The 14,434-nt window shown below is 72.7% G+C and carries 11 protein-coding genes; 3 read left to right on the top strand and 8 right to left on the bottom strand.

The window, feature by feature from the left end; translation table 11 throughout:
• Positions 1-91: 91 nt before the first annotated feature.
• The gene (locus AB0O07_RS18585) at positions 92-955 is read left to right on the top strand and encodes a hypothetical protein (RefSeq protein ID WP_365634164.1); all 864 of its coding nucleotides are present in this window, start codon (positions 92-94) and stop codon (positions 953-955) included.
• Positions 956-999: 44 nt separating this feature from the next.
• Here AB0O07_RS18585 and AB0O07_RS18580 read toward each other — a convergent pair whose 3' ends face one another.
• The 4 genes from AB0O07_RS18580 to mshD form a co-directional block, all read right to left on the bottom strand.
• Positions 1,000-1,440 (bottom strand): NUDIX hydrolase, encoded by a 441-nt coding sequence (locus tag AB0O07_RS18580; protein ID WP_365634161.1) that lies wholly within the window; start codon positions 1,438-1,440, stop codon positions 1,000-1,002.
• The gene (locus AB0O07_RS18575; RefSeq protein ID WP_365634305.1) at positions 1,437-2,507 is read right to left on the bottom strand and encodes a CHAD domain-containing protein; all 1,071 of its coding nucleotides are present in this window, start codon (positions 2,505-2,507) and stop codon (positions 1,437-1,439) included. Before AB0O07_RS18575 ends, AB0O07_RS18580 begins: the two co-directional genes overlap by 4 nt.
• A gap of 262 nt (positions 2,508-2,769) precedes the next feature.
• Positions 2,770-5,100: an RNA degradosome polyphosphate kinase gene (locus AB0O07_RS18570; RefSeq protein WP_365634158.1), complete on the bottom strand. Its 2,331-nt coding sequence runs from the start codon at positions 5,098-5,100 to the stop codon at positions 2,770-2,772.
• A gap of 314 nt (positions 5,101-5,414) precedes the next feature.
• Positions 5,415-6,386 carry a mycothiol synthase gene (gene mshD, locus AB0O07_RS18565; protein WP_365634155.1) on the bottom strand — a complete coding sequence of 324 codons (972 nt, stop codon included), beginning with the start codon at positions 6,384-6,386 and terminating at the stop codon, positions 5,415-5,417.
• A 314-nt stretch (positions 6,387-6,700) separates the two neighbouring features.
• On the opposite strand from mshD, the gene AB0O07_RS18560 reads away from it, so the two are divergent.
• On the top strand, positions 6,701-8,578 hold the full coding sequence (locus tag AB0O07_RS18560) for a bifunctional metallophosphatase/5'-nucleotidase (protein WP_365634152.1): 1,878 nt from the start codon (positions 6,701-6,703) through the stop codon (positions 8,576-8,578).
• 94 nt (positions 8,579-8,672) lie between these two features.
• Here the strand turns inward: AB0O07_RS18560 and AB0O07_RS18555 are convergent, their stop codons facing one another.
• Entirely contained in the window at positions 8,673-9,284 is a 612-nt protein-coding gene (locus AB0O07_RS18555; protein WP_365634149.1) for an EF-hand domain-containing protein, read from the bottom strand.
• Between the two features lie 295 nt (positions 9,285-9,579).
• Between AB0O07_RS18555 and AB0O07_RS18550 the strand changes: the two genes are divergently transcribed.
• On the top strand, positions 9,580-10,494 hold the full coding sequence (locus tag AB0O07_RS18550) for a phosphatidylinositol-specific phospholipase C (RefSeq protein ID WP_365634146.1): 915 nt from the start codon (positions 9,580-9,582) through the stop codon (positions 10,492-10,494).
• Between the two features lie 144 nt (positions 10,495-10,638).
• Here AB0O07_RS18550 and AB0O07_RS18545 read toward each other — a convergent pair whose 3' ends face one another.
• From AB0O07_RS18545 to AB0O07_RS18535, 3 genes are all read right to left on the bottom strand, one after another.
• Positions 10,639-12,171 (bottom strand): HAMP domain-containing sensor histidine kinase, encoded by a 1,533-nt coding sequence (locus AB0O07_RS18545; protein WP_365634143.1) that lies wholly within the window; start codon positions 12,169-12,171, stop codon positions 10,639-10,641.
• On the bottom strand, positions 12,168-12,959 hold the full coding sequence (locus AB0O07_RS18540; RefSeq protein WP_365634140.1) for a response regulator transcription factor: 792 nt from the start codon (positions 12,957-12,959) through the stop codon (positions 12,168-12,170). Before AB0O07_RS18540 ends, AB0O07_RS18545 begins: the two co-directional genes overlap by 4 nt.
• A gap of 185 nt (positions 12,960-13,144) precedes the next feature.
• Entirely contained in the window at positions 13,145-14,278 is a 1,134-nt protein-coding gene (locus tag AB0O07_RS18535; protein WP_365634137.1) for a trypsin-like peptidase domain-containing protein, read from the bottom strand.
• Positions 14,279-14,434 lie beyond the last annotated feature (156 nt).

The following is a 14,434-nucleotide window of genomic DNA, read 5'->3' as shown; positions in this document are numbered from 1 at the left end:
GCCGGGGCCGGGCCGGGCCGGAACGTGGCCGGGGCGGCCGGTCGTTCTCGCCGTGCAGTCACGATCACTCACTGATATCGGAGCCCACTACATGACTTCCTCAGAGGCGAGCACAGGACGCCGCTGTCACGGCGTCGTCAACCCCCTGCACTCGGCGGTGTACTTCGCGCCGGAGCCGGAGGAGGAGTTCGTGGCGGTCGGTCTTGAGCCGGGGGGCATGGCCTATCTCGCGGGGCGGGCGGCTCCGCTCGGGGCCGTCGGGGCCGGGGCCGTCACGGCGACGTTCTACAACTTCAGCCATGAGCTCGTACGGCGGTACATACCCGCAGCGTGGGCCCTCGCCGCACCGGAGCAGGTGCTCGCGGCGCGGCTGCGCGGCGCCGACCGTACGCTGCGGCGGCTGCTCGGGGAGGAGGTCATCGGCTCCGCGGAGATGGCCGAGGCGGCCGGGCTGGCGCTGCGCGCCGCCGAGGGGTGCGGTCGGGAGGGCCGGCCGCTGTACGCCGCCCATGCCGGCCTCCCCGTACCGGAGGAACCGCACCTGGCCCTCTGGCACGCCGCGACCCTGCTGCGCGAGCACCGGGGCGACGGTCACCTCGCCGCCCTGGCGGTCGCCGGGCTCTCCGGTGTCGAGGCGCTGGTGCTGCACAGCGCCACCGGCAAGGCACCTACCGCGGAGCTGTTCATGCGGACCCGTGGGTGGTCCGAGGACGAGTGGGGCGCTGCGCGGGGGCGGTTGCGGGAGCGTGGGCTCGTGGACGAGGCGGGGGGACTGACGGAGGCGGGGGCGGGCCTGCGGGAGGAGGCCGAGGCGCTGACCGACCGGCTCGACGCCGCCCCGTACGACCTCCTCGGGCCGGCCGGCACCGCGCGGCTCACCGAACTCGCGGGCGGGTTCACCAAGGCTCTCGTCGCGGCGGGTGCCTTCCCCGCCGCGCTCTTCGGCAAGGGCTGACTCTTCGGCACGGGCCGACTCTTCGGCACGGGCCGAGGGGTGCGCTAGGGGGTTCTGCGGGTTGTCAGCAGGGCGTCCAGCAGGTCGCGGTCGCGGGGCTGGGTCAGGCGGGGGCGGGCCTCTGCCGGGGGGAGCCAGAGGAGCTGGTCCACCTCGTGGTTGGGGACGAAGACGCCCGCCGTCGCCTCGGCCGCCCAGTAGGTGACCTCCTTGGGGCGGCCCTGGGCCAGGTAGTGGACGGTGTCCAGGCGGGCGCCGGGGGCGCAGTGGTGGCCCGTCTCCTCCAGGACCTCGCGCACCGCGCCCGCCAGGGTCTCCTCGCCGCGCTTGAGCTTGCCCTTCGGGTGCGACCAGTCGTCGTACTTGGGCCGGTGGACCAGGCAGATCTCGATGCCCTCGGGGGAGGAGGGGACGCGGCGCCACAGGACGCAGCCCGCCGCCCTTACGGTGCCGGTGTTCTTCGCGGCGCGTGTCGTCTCCGTCATCGCGCGGACGTCGCTTTCTGCCAGAGCTGCTGGAACGCGAAGCGGGCCGCCTCGACCTCGTGGCGCTGGTCGGCGTGGAGCACCCCCAGCGCGTACGCCGTCGTCGGGGCGATCCTGGGCGTACGGGCCGCGTTGGCCGCCGCCGCTGCCGCCTCCGCCGCGTCCCGGTGCCGGTCCAGGGCCTGCCCCGCCGCGTACAGCGCCGGGTCGGGGGAGCCCTCCGGGCACCAGACCTCCTGGGCGTAGCGGTGCAGCCGCAGCAGCCGCCGTACCTGGTGCCAGGGGGCGTCCTGGCACTCCCCGTCGGAGGCGGTGGCCAGGCCGGAGACGAGGGCCTCCGCGTTGTACGGGCGGGACGCGCGGCCCAGCGGGAGTACGGCCACGGCGTCCAGGAGGCGCGCCTCGGTCACCGCGCCGGGGCCCGGCAGGATCTCCCCCGCCGGGGCGTCGGCCGGGCCGGTCAGGGGCGCCTCGGAGGCGAGTACGGCCACGGCGTCCGCCACCGCGTGGAACCGGGACGAACCCAGCGCCTGGAGGGTGGAGGAGTGGGCCCGGGTCCGGGCCAGGGTGAGCTGGCGTTCCAGCAGCGCGCCCGCCCGGGAGGCGCCGACCGTGAGGGTGCCCGGGGTGAGGGTGCCCACGCCGCCGGAGCCGGGGTGGGCGGCGGCCGGCCCGGGGCCCCGCCCCGCCGTGCCGGAGCCCGTGCGCGAGCCGGGGACCGGGGAGTCCGTGCGCGAGCCCGGGACCGGGACCGCGCCCGAGAGCCGGGCCAGCGCGCCCAGCAGCCGGTGCAGCCGGGCCGTGCAGGCGTGCTCCTGGGCGAGGGTGCCGGAGAGCCAGCCCAGTTCCGTACGGAGCTGGTCGGCCGCCACCGGGTCGAGCAGCGGCCGGTACGTGTGGAGGGCGCCCCCGATGCGGCGCGCCGCGCCCCGCAGCGTACGGGCCGCCTCGTCGGCGGCGGCCGTGTCGGCGCCGCTCTCGCCGTACAGCCGCAGCCCGCGCAGGAAGTCCCCGGCCCGCGCGTGCAGATAGCCGGAGAGCACCTCGCCCGCCGTCACCGTCCCGATCCCGCCGGCGCCGCCCGCCCCGCCGGGGCCGGGCGAGGTGCCGGGGCCCGCCGTGCCGCCGGTGCCGAGCGCGGGGCCGGTGCCGCCCGCCCCGCCGGGGCCGCCGGGGCCGCCGGGGCGGCCGTCACCGACGCCGGCGGCCGGCTCGGGGCCGACGCCCGCCCCCTCGGGGGGCGCGTGTTCGTTCCGGCGCTCCAGGTCCCGGCCGTCCAGGTCCCGTCGCTCCAGGGCCCGCAGGTCCCGCGCGGTGTCCGTATCCGTTTCATGGTGCTGCACGCCGGCGCCTCCGGGCGTCTATGAGCATTTCCTGCACATGCCGCAGCGGCTGTCCCTCGGCATCGACCGCATGCCGGGTCCAGTTGCCGTCCGCGCCCAGGTGCCAGGAGGACGTCGTGTCGGACATCCCGGTCTCCAGGAGCCGGGTGATCGCCGCGCGGTGCGCCGGGTCCGTGATCCGGACCAGCGCCTCGATACGGCGGTCGAGGTTGCGGTGCATCATGTCGGCGCTGCCGAGCCAGACCTCGGGCTCGCCGCCGTTGCCGAAGGCGAAGATCCGGGAGTGCTCCAGGAAGCGCCCCAGGATCGACCGCACCCGGATGTTCTCGGACAGGCCCGCCACCCCGGGCCGTACCGCGCAGATCCCGCGCACCCAGATGTCCACCGGGACACCCGCCTGCGCCGCCCGGTAGCAGGCGTCGATGACCGCCTCGTCGACCATCGAGTTGACCTTGATACGGACATAGGCGGGCCGCCCCGCGCGGTGGTGGGCCACTTCCTTGGTGATCCGGGAGATCAGCCCGTCGCGCAGCGACTTCGGGGCGACCAGCAGCCGCCGGTAGGTCTCGCGGCGGCTGTAGCCGGAGAGCCGGTTGAAGAGGTCGGAGAGGTCGGCGCCGACCTGCGGGTCCGCCGTGAGCAGCCCCAGGTCCTCGTAGAGCCTGGCCGTCTTCGGGTGGTAGTTCCCGGTGCCGACATGGCTGTAGCGGCGCAGGGTGTCGCCCTCCTGCCGTACCACCAGCGAGAGCTTGCAGTGCGTCTTCAGCCCGACCAGCCCGTACACCACATGGCAGCCGGACTCCTCCAGCTTCCGCGCCCACTTGATGTTGGCCTGCTCGTCGAAGCGCGCCTTGATCTCGACCAGGACGAGGACCTGCTTGCCCGACTCGGCGGCGTCGATCAGCGCGTCCACGATCGGGGAGTCCCCGGACGTCCGGTAGAGCGTCTGCTTGATCGCCAGCACGTCCGGGTCGGCCGCCGCCTGCTCCAGGAAGGCCTGGACGGAGGTGGAGAACGAGTCGTACGGGTGGTGCAGGAGGACGTCGCGCTCGCGCAGCGCCGCGAAGATGTCCGGGGCCGACGCGGACTCCACCTCGGCGAGGTCCCGGTGGGTGCCCGCGATGAACTTCGGGAACTTCAGCTCGGGCCGGTCCAGCGAAGCGACCCGGAAGAGCGCCGTCAGGTCGAGCGGCCCGGGGAGCGGGTAGACCTCCGCGTCGGAGACCTTCAGCTCACGGACGAGCAGGTCGAGGACGTACGGGTCGATGGACTCCTCGACCTCCAGCCGCACCGGCGGCCCGAAGCGGCGCCGCATCAGCTCCTTCTCCAGCGCCTTGAGGAGGTTCTCGGCGTCGTCCTCCTCGACCTCCAGGTCCTCGTTGCGCGTGACCCGGAACATGTGGTGCGCCAGCACCTCCATCCCGGGGAAGAGCTCCTCCAGATGCGCCGCGATCACGTCTTCGAGCGGGACGTACCGCTGCGGCGACGCCTCCAGGAAGCGGGAGAGCAGCGGCGGCACCTTCACCCGGGCGAAGTGGCGGTGGCCGCTGACCGGGTTGCGGACGACGACCGCGAGGTTGAGGGAGAGCCCCGAGATGTACGGGAAGGGGTGGGCCGGGTCCACCGCGAGCGGGGTGAGCACCGGGAAGATCTGCTGGCGGAAGAGGGTGAAGAGGCGGGCCTGCTCCTTCTCCGTCAGCTCCGGCCAGCGGATGATGTGGATGCCCTCGTCGGCGAGGGCGGGCGCGACGTCCTGCTGGTAGCAGGCGGCGTGCCGCGCCATGAGCTCGCGCGAGCGGGTCCAGATCAGGTCCAGCACCTCGCGCGGCTGGAGCCCGGAGGCGGAGCGGGTGGCCACGCCGGTCGCGATGCGCCGCTTCAGCCCGGCGACCCGGACCATGAAGAACTCGTCCAGGTTCGACGCGAAGATCGCCAGGAAGTTCGCCCGTTCGAGGAGCGGCGTCGCCGGGTCCTCGGCCAGTTCGAGCACCCGCTCGTTGAACGCGAGCCAGCTCCGCTCCCGGTCCAGGAAGCGCCCCTGGGGCAGTTCGTCGCCGCCGTGGCCGCCCTCCTCCTCGTACGCCTCGTACGCGTCGAGGTCGGAGTCGAGATCGGGTTCGAGATCGCCCGCGGAGCCGGACCTGGCCGCGGCCGAGGCGACCGTACGGGGCCGGCGGGCGGCGAGGAAACCGACCGACGGCTGCTGAGGGGGCTGGGCCTGCCGGCCCGGCCGGTCCTGCTGATTCGGCTGACTCGGCTGGGACTGCTGACTCTGCTGACTCGGCTGGACCGGAACCTCGGCGGGCTGGTGGCTCATGTCCCCATTCTTCCGCGCGAGGGGTGCGACAGGCGCGTCGGAGAGAGCGGGGGAGAGGTGGATCCTGCCGTTCGGGGTGGGGGGTACAGCGGGCTCGGGCTGCATTCACCGAGGGTCGCAAGGGCTTCTGAATGTCCGGTAACGGGGACATGACATGCAGGGAAGCGGGGCGGGTCCCGCCGGGGGCGGCCGGGCGGCGGGTCTCCGGCGGGGGCGCGCTGACGACCGTACGGTACGCCCGTTCGAGTGCCGGATGCGGGGGTACGGGGGGTACGCCGTATCCGCGTACCCCCGTACGGAACGGAACCCCCGCCTCAGCTCTCCGTGCGGTACATCAGGTCGACCTCGTGGGTGGTGAAGCCCAGGCGTTCGTAGACCGTCACCGCCGCCGTGTTGTCCGCGTCCACGTACAGCATCGCCGTCGGCAGCGCCTGCGCCGCCAGATGGCGCAGCCCGACCGCGGTGAGCGCCTTGCCGAGGCCGCCGCCCTGCGCGTCGGGGCGGATGCCGAGGACGTACACCTCGCCGAGCTGCTCCTCGGCGTGCACCTTCGTCCAGTGGAACCCGATCAGCTCCCCGTCCCGCTCGGCGAGGAAGAAGCCCTTCGGGTCGAACCACGGCTCGGCGGTCCGGTCGTCCAGGTCACGCTGGGTGAGCGCGCCCTGCTCGGGGTGGTGGGCGAAGGCGGCGGCGTTGACCGCGAGCCAGGCGGCGTCGTCCTGGCCCGGGACGAAGGTACGGACGGTGACCCCGGGCGGCAGCACCGGCTCGGCGATGTCCAGCGGCGCGAGCGGGCGGCGGAGCTGGCGCAGTTCGCGGAAGAGGGTGAGGCCGAGGACCTGGGCGAGGTGCCGGGCCGCCGGCTTCCCGCCGTGCGCCCAGGCCCGCAGCCGCTTCCCGGAGGCGCCCAGCAGCGCGTTGCCCAGGGCGCGGCCGTGGCCCCGGCCGCGCCGTCCCGGCCGTACCACCAGCTCCACGGCGGGCGCCTCGACGGGGTCGGTGTCCTCCAACTGCCCGTATCCGACCAGCTCCTGCGCCGGGTTCCCGTCCTCCTCCTCGGCGCCCTCGCGCTCGGTGCCCTCGCGGTCGGCGGTGACCAGGAAGTGCCGTACGCCCGCGCGGTGCCCGCCGCGCAGTTGGAGCCGCCCCTGCTCGGAGACGGCCTGCACGCCGTCGGTGGCCGCGGCCTCCGCGAGCAGCCCCAGGACCTCCTCGGCCTGCTCCGGGGTGAGGGCGTCGAGGGTCTGGATCTGCCGGCCGGGCTCACGGGTCGCAACGTCAGTCATGCGACGAGGGTACGGCGACGGCGCGGCCCGCAGGGGGAACGCGGAGGGAGGCGGCTCTCCCCGGGGCCCGCCCGGATGCCGCCCGGGTGCCGGACGGGTCTCGGACGGGTCCCGCCCGGGATCCCGGACGACTCTCCTCAGGACGTACGCGTAACGGCAACCCAGTCGTAACCCCGCGACCCTGTATAGCTACGCGCGTTGACCTTAGGCTGCGCCTCGCAGCATCACCTTCAGACTTTTGAGCTCATTGCTCACAGTTCACCGTTCATGATTCACCGTTCATGATTCACAGTTCATCCTTCATAAGGGGAGCGATGTCAGCGACACCGCAGAAGAACCGCGCGGCGCGGCGGGTGGTCGCCGCTGCCGCCGGTCTGGCCGCCGTGGGCGGGCTGTTCGCCGCGGCGCCGGCCGGCGCCCAGACGCTGGGCTTCGGCTCCGCCGCGCACGGCCAGGGACAGGGCCAGGGACACGGCCAGGACCACGGTCACGGCCCCGGTCACGCCAAGCCGAAGCCGAAGCCGAAGACGGTCGACGTACAGCTCCTGTCCTTCAACGACCTGCACGGCAACCTGGAGCCGCCGGCCGGTTCCTCCGGGAACGTGGAGGAGCGCCAGCCCGACGGCACGACCAAGGCGATCCCCGCCGGTGGTGTCGAGTACCTGGCGACCTCGCTGCGCGACGCGCGCAAGAACCACCCGTACTCCATCACCGCCGCCGGCGGCGACATGGTCGGCGCGAGCCCGCTGCTCTCCGGGCTCTTCCACGACGAGCCCACCATCGAGGCGCTCAACAAGATCGACCTCGATGTGACGGCGGTCGGCAACCACGAGTTCGACGAGGGCGCGGTCGAGCTGGCCCGCCTCCAGAACGGCGGCTGCCACCCGACCGACGGGTGTTACGAGAAGGGCAAGAAGTTCAAGGGCGCGGACTTCCCGTACCTCGCCGCGAACGTGACGTCCGAGAAGACCGGGAAGCCGATCCTCAAGCCGTACACGGTGTGGAAGAAGAACGGCGTCAAGATCGGCTTCATCGGGGTGACCCTGGAGGGCACGCCGAACATCGTCACCGCCGAGGGCGTCAAGGGCCTGAAGTTCCACGACGAGATCGAGACGGTCAACAAGTACGCCGCCGAGCTGGACAAGCAGGGCGTCAAGTCGATCGTCGCGCTGATCCACGAGGGCGGCGCGCCGGCCTCCACCTCGTACAACTACGACTGCGACAGCCCCGGCGCCGGTGACGGCATCTCCGGGCCGATCGTGGACATCGCCAAGGGCATCTCGCCGAAGGTCGACGCGCTCGTCACGGGCCACACGCACCAGGCGTACGCGTGCACGATCCCGGACCCGGCGGGCAACCCGCGCCTGGTCACCTCGGCCGCGTCGTTCGGCAAGCTGTACACGGACACGACGCTGACGTACGACCTCCGTACGAACGACATCGTCCGCACCAGCGTCAAGTCGGCCAACCACGTGGTCACCCGTGACCAGCCCAAGGCCAAGGACATGACGGACCTGATCGCCCGCTGGAACAAGCTGGCCGCGCCGATCGCCAACGCCCCGCAGGGGTACATCTCGGCGGACATCAACGGGCGCGGCGCCACGACGCCCGAGTCCCCGCTCGGCGACCTGATCGCGGACGCGCAGCTCACGGGGACGGCCCCGGCGGAGAAGGGCGGCGCGCAGATCGCCTTCATGAACCCGGGCGGGATCCGCGCCGACCTGGTCTACAAGGCGTCCGGCAGTGAGGGCGACGGGGTCGTCACGTACGGCGAGGCGTTCACCGTCCAGCCGTTCACCAACATGATGAACGTCGTCGACCTGACCGGCGCGCAGGTCATCACCGCGCTCCAGCAGCAGGTCAGCGGCTCCAACGAGGCCTCGCCGAAGATCCTCCAGGTCTCCAAGGGCTTCACGTACACCCTGGACATGACGAAGTCGGGCGCCGCCCGGGTCGTCACGGACTCGGTGAAGCTGAACGGCGCCGCGCTCGACCCGGCGAAGACCTACCGCGTCGCGATGAACGAGTTCCTCGGCGGCGGCGGCGACGGCTTCGCGGTGCTGGGCCAGGGCAAGAACAAGCTGGTCGGCCCCTCGGACCTGGACCTGCTCAACGCCTACCTGGCCGCCAACTCCACCGCCCAGGCCCCGCTGGCGCCCCCGGCGGCGGACCGCATCACGATCGTCAAGTAGCAGTACGCAGCCGCGCGTAGCCGCACACTCCTGGAGGGCGGCGAGCCGAACCCGGCTCGCCGCCCTCTGCCGTGCCCGTGTCCGGGACCGGGTGTCAGACGCGGCCGAAGAAGAGGCTGCCCGGCGCCTCCGGGTCGTCCGAGAAGTAGTACTCGCGCATCGCCCGGATGAACTCCTGGCGTGAGATCACGCCGTCCCCGTCCGTGTCCAGCCGGTGGAACGCCTCCATCGTGCCGGGGGCCTCGCTCTTCCACACGTCCTTCACGAGGCGGCCGAACTCCTCCCCGCTGATCTCGTTGTCGCCGTCGGCGTCGATGACGTCGAAGATCGCGTGGCCGGAGCCCTCGGCGACGTTGAACCGGCTGGTGTCGAAGGACGCGAGCCGGGCCGCCTCCACGAACTGGTCCTTCGTGAGCCGCTCCGGGTCCCGGTCCCGGTGCGCGCCCTCGCTCGCGACCTCACCCTCGCTCGCGCCCTCACCCGCACCCGCGCTCGCGTGCCGCAGCAGTTCCGTCCAGTTCATCTGGAGCATCGCCTGGAGGCCCCTGGCGCGGTGGTCGTCCTTCGTGAGCCGGTAGGCCGTCAGATAGCGGTCGCAGAGACTCTGGTAGTCCGACCACTCCAGAGTTCCGTCCCGGTCGGCGTCCAGGGCGTCGAACTGGCGCTCAAGCTTGGTGGTGACGAGGGGCTGTGCGGCGGTCGTCATCTTTTCGGGCCTCCGAACGTCGAGTTGGTCGAGTCAGTCGAGTCATATGAGCGGAGAGATCATCCTGCGGGCGCCCGGGCCCGGATGAGATCAAGTCGCTCTCGCTTCACTCGTTCGGGTAGGTGGCGGGCCGTTCTGCCCGAGCGGATGCCCTACCGGTCCGTACGCGAGGGCCGGAAAGGCCATTCCCAGGGTGTTGTGTACTCGTCATAATCCGAGGGTTGATCTCCCCGCCCCTTCCGTTTCCTCACCCCGCTCTCTTCCTGCTCTTCATGGCCGACGGAGGCACCCCCACATGAGTTCAGCACGCTCCGCCCGTACGGGCACGGCGTCCCGCCGTACCTTCCTCACCGGCGCCCTCGCCCTCTCCGCCACCGCCCTCGTCGCCGGGACCGGCATCGGCACCGCCTTCGGCGCCGAGCGTCCGCGCGTCCTCGCGACCAACAACTGGATGGGCGGCTTCGCGGACTCCACCCCGCTGCGGACCCTGACCATCCCCGGCACGCACGACTCCGGCGCGACCGTCGGCGGGCTCTATGTGGCCTGCCAGAACACCTCCATAGCCCAGCAGTTGACCAGCGGCGTCCGCTTCCTGGACGTCCGCTGTCGGCTCTTCGACGGCGCGTTCTCCATCCACCACGGCGCCTTCTACCAGAACCTCAACTTCGACGACGTGCTCAACGCCTGCCGCGACTTCCTCCGGGACAACCCCACCGAGACCGTTCTCATGCGGGTGAAGCAGGAGTACTCCACCGAGAGCGACGCCGCTTTCGGCGCCATGTTCACCGCGTATCTGGACAAGGGCTGGCGCTCTCTCTTCCGTATCGACAACGGCCTGCCCACCCTCGGCGAGGCGCGCGGCAAGGTCGTCCTGATCGCGGACAACGCCGGGCTGCCCGGGCTGCGCTGGGGAGACGGCGCGTACTTCGACATCCAGGACGACTACCAGGCCGAGCCGGGCGCCAAGTACCCGAAGATCGAGGCGCACTTCCGGAAGGCGGTGGCGCAGCCGGGGAAGATGTACATCAACTTCGTCAGTACGGCGGCCCTGCTGCCGCCCCGCTGGAACTCCGACCGCCTCAACCCGCAGGTGCACACCCTCCTGGACGGGGCCGAGGGGAGCGGCTGGCGCGGGCTCGGGATCGTACCGCTGGACTTCCCCAACACCCGGGCCGGGCTGGTGGAGTCGCTGATACGGCACAACGGCTGACCTGAGGCCGGGCCCGGGTCCGATCCCCTGAGCCCGGTCCCGGGTCCGATCCCGTCAGCCGGGCGGGCCCGGCCCGATCCCGTCAGCCGGGCCGGACCCGGGACCGGTTCTCCGACCCCGGGCCCGTGCCCCCCCGGCCGCCCCCTACACCCGGTGCGCCCCGTCCAGCCCCTCCAGCCCCTCCGGGGGCGGGGTCGGGGCGCCCGGGATGCGGATCGCGGCGACCGTGCCGCCCCCCGCCGCCTGGCGCAGCGCGATCTCGCCGCCCGCCTGCTGGACCGTGCGCGCCACGATCGACAGGCCGAGCCCGGAACCGGGCAGGGCGCGGGCCGTCGGGGAGCGCCAGAAGCGTTCGAAGACATGCGGCAGGTCCTCGGCCGGGATGCCGGGCCCGTGGTCCCGTACCGTCAACTCCCCGCTGCCGCCGGGCCCCCCGTTCAGCGCGACCTCGATCGAGCCGCCGGAAGGGCTGAACTTCACCGCGTTGTCCAGCACGTTGACGAGCGCGCGCTCCAGGCCGGCCGGTTCGGCCCGTACGTACCAGGGGCGCAGCTCCGCGGTGATGGTCAGGTCGGGGCCGCGCAGCCGGGCCCGCTCCAGCGCGCTCCCCATGATGTCGTGGAGGGCGACGACCTGGAGGGGGCCGGGGTCGGCGGCGTCCGGGCGGGAGAGCTCCTGGAGGTCGCCGATGAGGGAGGCCAGCTCGGTCATCTGCGCCTTGACCGAGGCCATCAGCGCAGCGCGGTCGGCGGGCGGGATGGCGCGGCCGGTCTCCTCGCTGCGGGCGAGCAGTTCGACGTTGGTACGGAGCGAGGTGAGCGGTGTGCGCAGCTCGTGCCCCGCGTCCGCGATGAGCTGCGACTGCCGGTCCCGGGAGGAGGCGAGGGCGGCGGTCATGGAGTTGAAGGAGCGCGAGAGCCGGGCGATCTCGTCCTCGCCCTCGACGGGGATCCGGACGGTGAGGTCCTCGGTACGGGCGACGTGTTCGACGGCCCGGGTCAGCCCGTCCACCGGCCGCAGCCCCGACCGGGCGACCCAGAGCCCGGCGAGACCCGCGCCGATGACGCCGACGCCCGCGACGAGCGCGAGGAGCAGGGCGAGCTGGTTGAGGGAGGCGTCGATCTCGGCGAGCGGGCGCGACACGGAGACGGTGACCTGGGTGCCGGGCCGGTAGGGCGCGCGCTGGGTGTAGACGCGGACTTTGGCGCCGTTGTCCGTCACGCTGTCGTGGAGCGCGGTGCGGAGGGTGCCGTCGGCGACCTCGATGTCCTCCGGCTGGACCTTGACCGGCTCCGAGCTGGGCGCCACGCAGCGCTGCCCGTCGGGGAGGACGACCTGGATGTACGCGAAGCCGGTGGTGGCCGTGGACTCGGGGTTGGTGCCCGCGTTGCAGGCGGCGATGGCCTCCTGGACGGAGCTGGGCGGCGCGGAGGTGTTCTGGAGGGAGGAGTCCAGCTCGCTGGGGAGCTGGGTACGGGTGAGCAGCCAGCAGGCCACGGCGACGGCGGCGACGGCGATCGCGACGGCGGAGGCGACGAGGAGGGCGAGCCGGGAGCGGAGGGGAAGGTTACGGAGCCGGTGGAGGAGGTCCTTGGGTCCGGCGGGGCGGTCGGGGCCGGTGGGCCCGGTGGGGCCGGTGGGGCGGGGGTCGGCAGAGGGCCGGCCGGCGCTGGTCACGCGGCCCCGCCATGGGCACCCGTACCACCCGTACCGCCCGTACCGCTGCCGCCCGTACCCCCCGTACTGTCGCGCAGGGCGTACCCGACGCCCCGCACGGTGTGGACGAGGCGCGGCTCTCCGCCGCTCTCCGTCTTGCGGCGCAGATACATGACGTAGACGTCGAGCGAATTGGAGCTGGGCTCGAAGTCGAAGCCCCAGACCGCCTTGAGGATCTGCTCACGGGTGAGCACCTGGCGCGGGTGGGCGAGGAACATCTCCAGCAGGGTGAACTCGGTCCGGGTCAGCTCGACCCGCCGGCCGCCCCGGGTGACCTCGCGGGTCGTCAGGTCCATCCGCAGGTCGGCGAAGGAGAGCACGTCCTCGTCGACGGCCTCGCCGGGCTCCGCGGCCCCGTACGAGCTGCGCCGCAGCAGCGCCCGGATCCGGGCGAAGAGCTCGTCCAGCTCGAACGGCTTGACCAGGTAGTCGTCGGCGCCCGCGTCGAGGCCGGTGACGCGGTCGCCGACCGTGTCGCGGGCGGTCAGCATCAGGATCGGCACCTTCGAGCCGCCGCCGCGGAGCCGGCGGGCGGCGGTGAGCCCGTCCATGCGGGGCATCTGGATGTCGAGGACGATCAGGTCCGGCGCGTAGGCGGCGGCCTTGGCGAGGGCGTCGACCCCGTCGACGGCGACCTCGGTCCCGTATCCGTCGAAGGCGAGGCTCCGTTGCAGGGCCTCCCGTACGGCGGGCTCGTCGTCCACGATCAGGATGCGCTGCTGATCGCGATCGCCCTCGGCGGGACTCATGTCGCTGGTACCTCGTCGTCAGTAGCAGGGATGGGGTGGCCGGCCTTCAGCGTCGCACAGCCTTCGGTCGCCGACGGCGGGGACGGCGGCGGCGGGGACGGCGGGGACGGCGGTGGCGGGGACGGCGGCGGGGACAGTACGGCCCCCGTCCGCCCGTATCCCTTCCCCTTCCCCTCCCCCGCCCCTCACGAGCCGGTCCCCCCGCTCCGCAGGGTGGCGAGGTCGGCCTTGACGGTGTTGACGGGGATGGCGAAGCCGAGCCCCACACTGCCGGCACCGGAATCCCCGGAGGTGGCCGAACTGGGCGCGTACATGGCGGAGTTGATGCCGATGATCTCGCCGTTCATGTTGATGAGGGCGCCGCCGGAGTTACCCGGGTTGAGCGAGGCGTCGGTCTGGAGCGCCTTGTACGTGGTCTTCGAGGAGCCGGTGTCGCCGTTGAACTGCTGGCCGCCGAACTCGAAGGGCCAGTTCCCGCCGCCCTGGGGCTGCTGTTGCTGCTGCTGGTCCTGCTCCTTGGCGACGGTGACATCGCGGTTGAGGGCCGAGATGATCCCGCTGGTGACGGTGCCGGTCAGACCCTCGGGGGAGCCGATCGCGACGACCTGGTCGCCGACCTTCATCTGGTCGGAGTCGCCGAGCGAGGCCGTCTTGAGCCCGCTCGCGCCCTCCAGCTTGATCAGGGCGAGGTCCTTGTCCGGGTCGGTGCCGACGACCTTCGCGGTGTACGTCTTGCCCGTGCTGAGCTGCACCTTGATGGTGGAGGCGCCGGAGATGACGTGGTTGTTGGTGATGATCTCACCGTCGGAGGTGATGATCACACCGGAGCCGGTGGACTCGCCGCCGGTCGAGGAGGCGTTGATCTCGACGATGGTCGGCGAGGCGGACTGCGCGACCCCCGCGACGGTCCCGGCGCTGCTCTGCGAGACGGTGGTCCCGCGGATGGCGGTGTCCCCGGGGCCCAGCCCACTGTCGCCCCCGCCATACGCCCCGATCAGCGCCCCGGCCCCACCCCCGACGACCCCGGCGGCCAGCGCGACGGCGGCCAGCAGTGCCACAGGCCCCTTGGCCCGCCGCCGCCCACCGCCCCCATGAGCCCCGTGCCCCTGCCCCTGCCCGTGTCCCTGCCCCTGAGAACCCCCCGGAGCCACCCCCTGGGCACCCTGCCCGCTCCCGTACCCCGGCCCGTACGAGGGCGGCGGCGGATACCCCAGCCCAGAACGGCCCCCCTGCCCCTGACCCCCCTGCCCGAGGAACCCCTGGGCGGGGTGCTGCTGCGTGCTGTCTGCGTCGCCGCTGCCGCGGTAGTTGTCGGTCATGCCAACGACTCTCGGCCCCGTACATGAGAACCGGCTGAGGACCCCCTGAGAAGCCCAACAAAACCACGTATGCCCCATATAAAGGCGGCCCCGGCCTCCGGGGGGCCGTCCTGGTCGCCCTCTACGCGCAGCCGCAGGGCCTGCCCTACCCCGCAC

The organism is Streptomyces sp. NPDC093085 (genome assembly GCF_040683935.1).
Taxonomy (GTDB): Bacteria; Actinomycetota; Actinomycetes; order Streptomycetales; family Streptomycetaceae; genus Streptomyces.
This window is presented reverse-complemented; position numbering and strand designations above follow the sequence as displayed.

Excerpts from the sequence above, each read along its gene's own strand:
- AB0O07_RS18580 (WP_365634161.1), bottom strand. The coding sequence starts at position 1,440 with ATGACGGAGACGACACGCGCCGCGAAGAACACCGGCACCGTAAGGGCG.
- AB0O07_RS18535 (WP_365634137.1), bottom strand. The coding sequence starts at position 14,278 with ATGACCGACAACTACCGCGGCAGCGGCGACGCAGACAGCACGCAGCAG.
- AB0O07_RS18555 (WP_365634149.1), bottom strand. The coding sequence starts at position 9,284 with ATGACGACCGCCGCACAGCCCCTCGTCACCACCAAGCTTGAGCGCCAG.
- AB0O07_RS18550 (WP_365634146.1), top strand. The coding sequence starts at position 9,580 with ATGAGTTCAGCACGCTCCGCCCGTACGGGCACGGCGTCCCGCCGTACC.
- AB0O07_RS18560 (WP_365634152.1), top strand. The coding sequence starts at position 6,701 with ATGTCAGCGACACCGCAGAAGAACCGCGCGGCGCGGCGGGTGGTCGCC.
- AB0O07_RS18585 (WP_365634164.1), top strand. The coding sequence starts at position 92 with ATGACTTCCTCAGAGGCGAGCACAGGACGCCGCTGTCACGGCGTCGTC.
- mshD (WP_365634155.1), bottom strand. The coding sequence starts at position 6,386 with ATGACTGACGTTGCGACCCGTGAGCCCGGCCGGCAGATCCAGACCCTC.
- AB0O07_RS18540 (WP_365634140.1), bottom strand. The coding sequence starts at position 12,959 with ATGAGTCCCGCCGAGGGCGATCGCGATCAGCAGCGCATCCTGATCGTG.
- AB0O07_RS18570 (WP_365634158.1), bottom strand. The coding sequence starts at position 5,100 with ATGAGCCACCAGCCCGCCGAGGTTCCGGTCCAGCCGAGTCAGCAGAGT.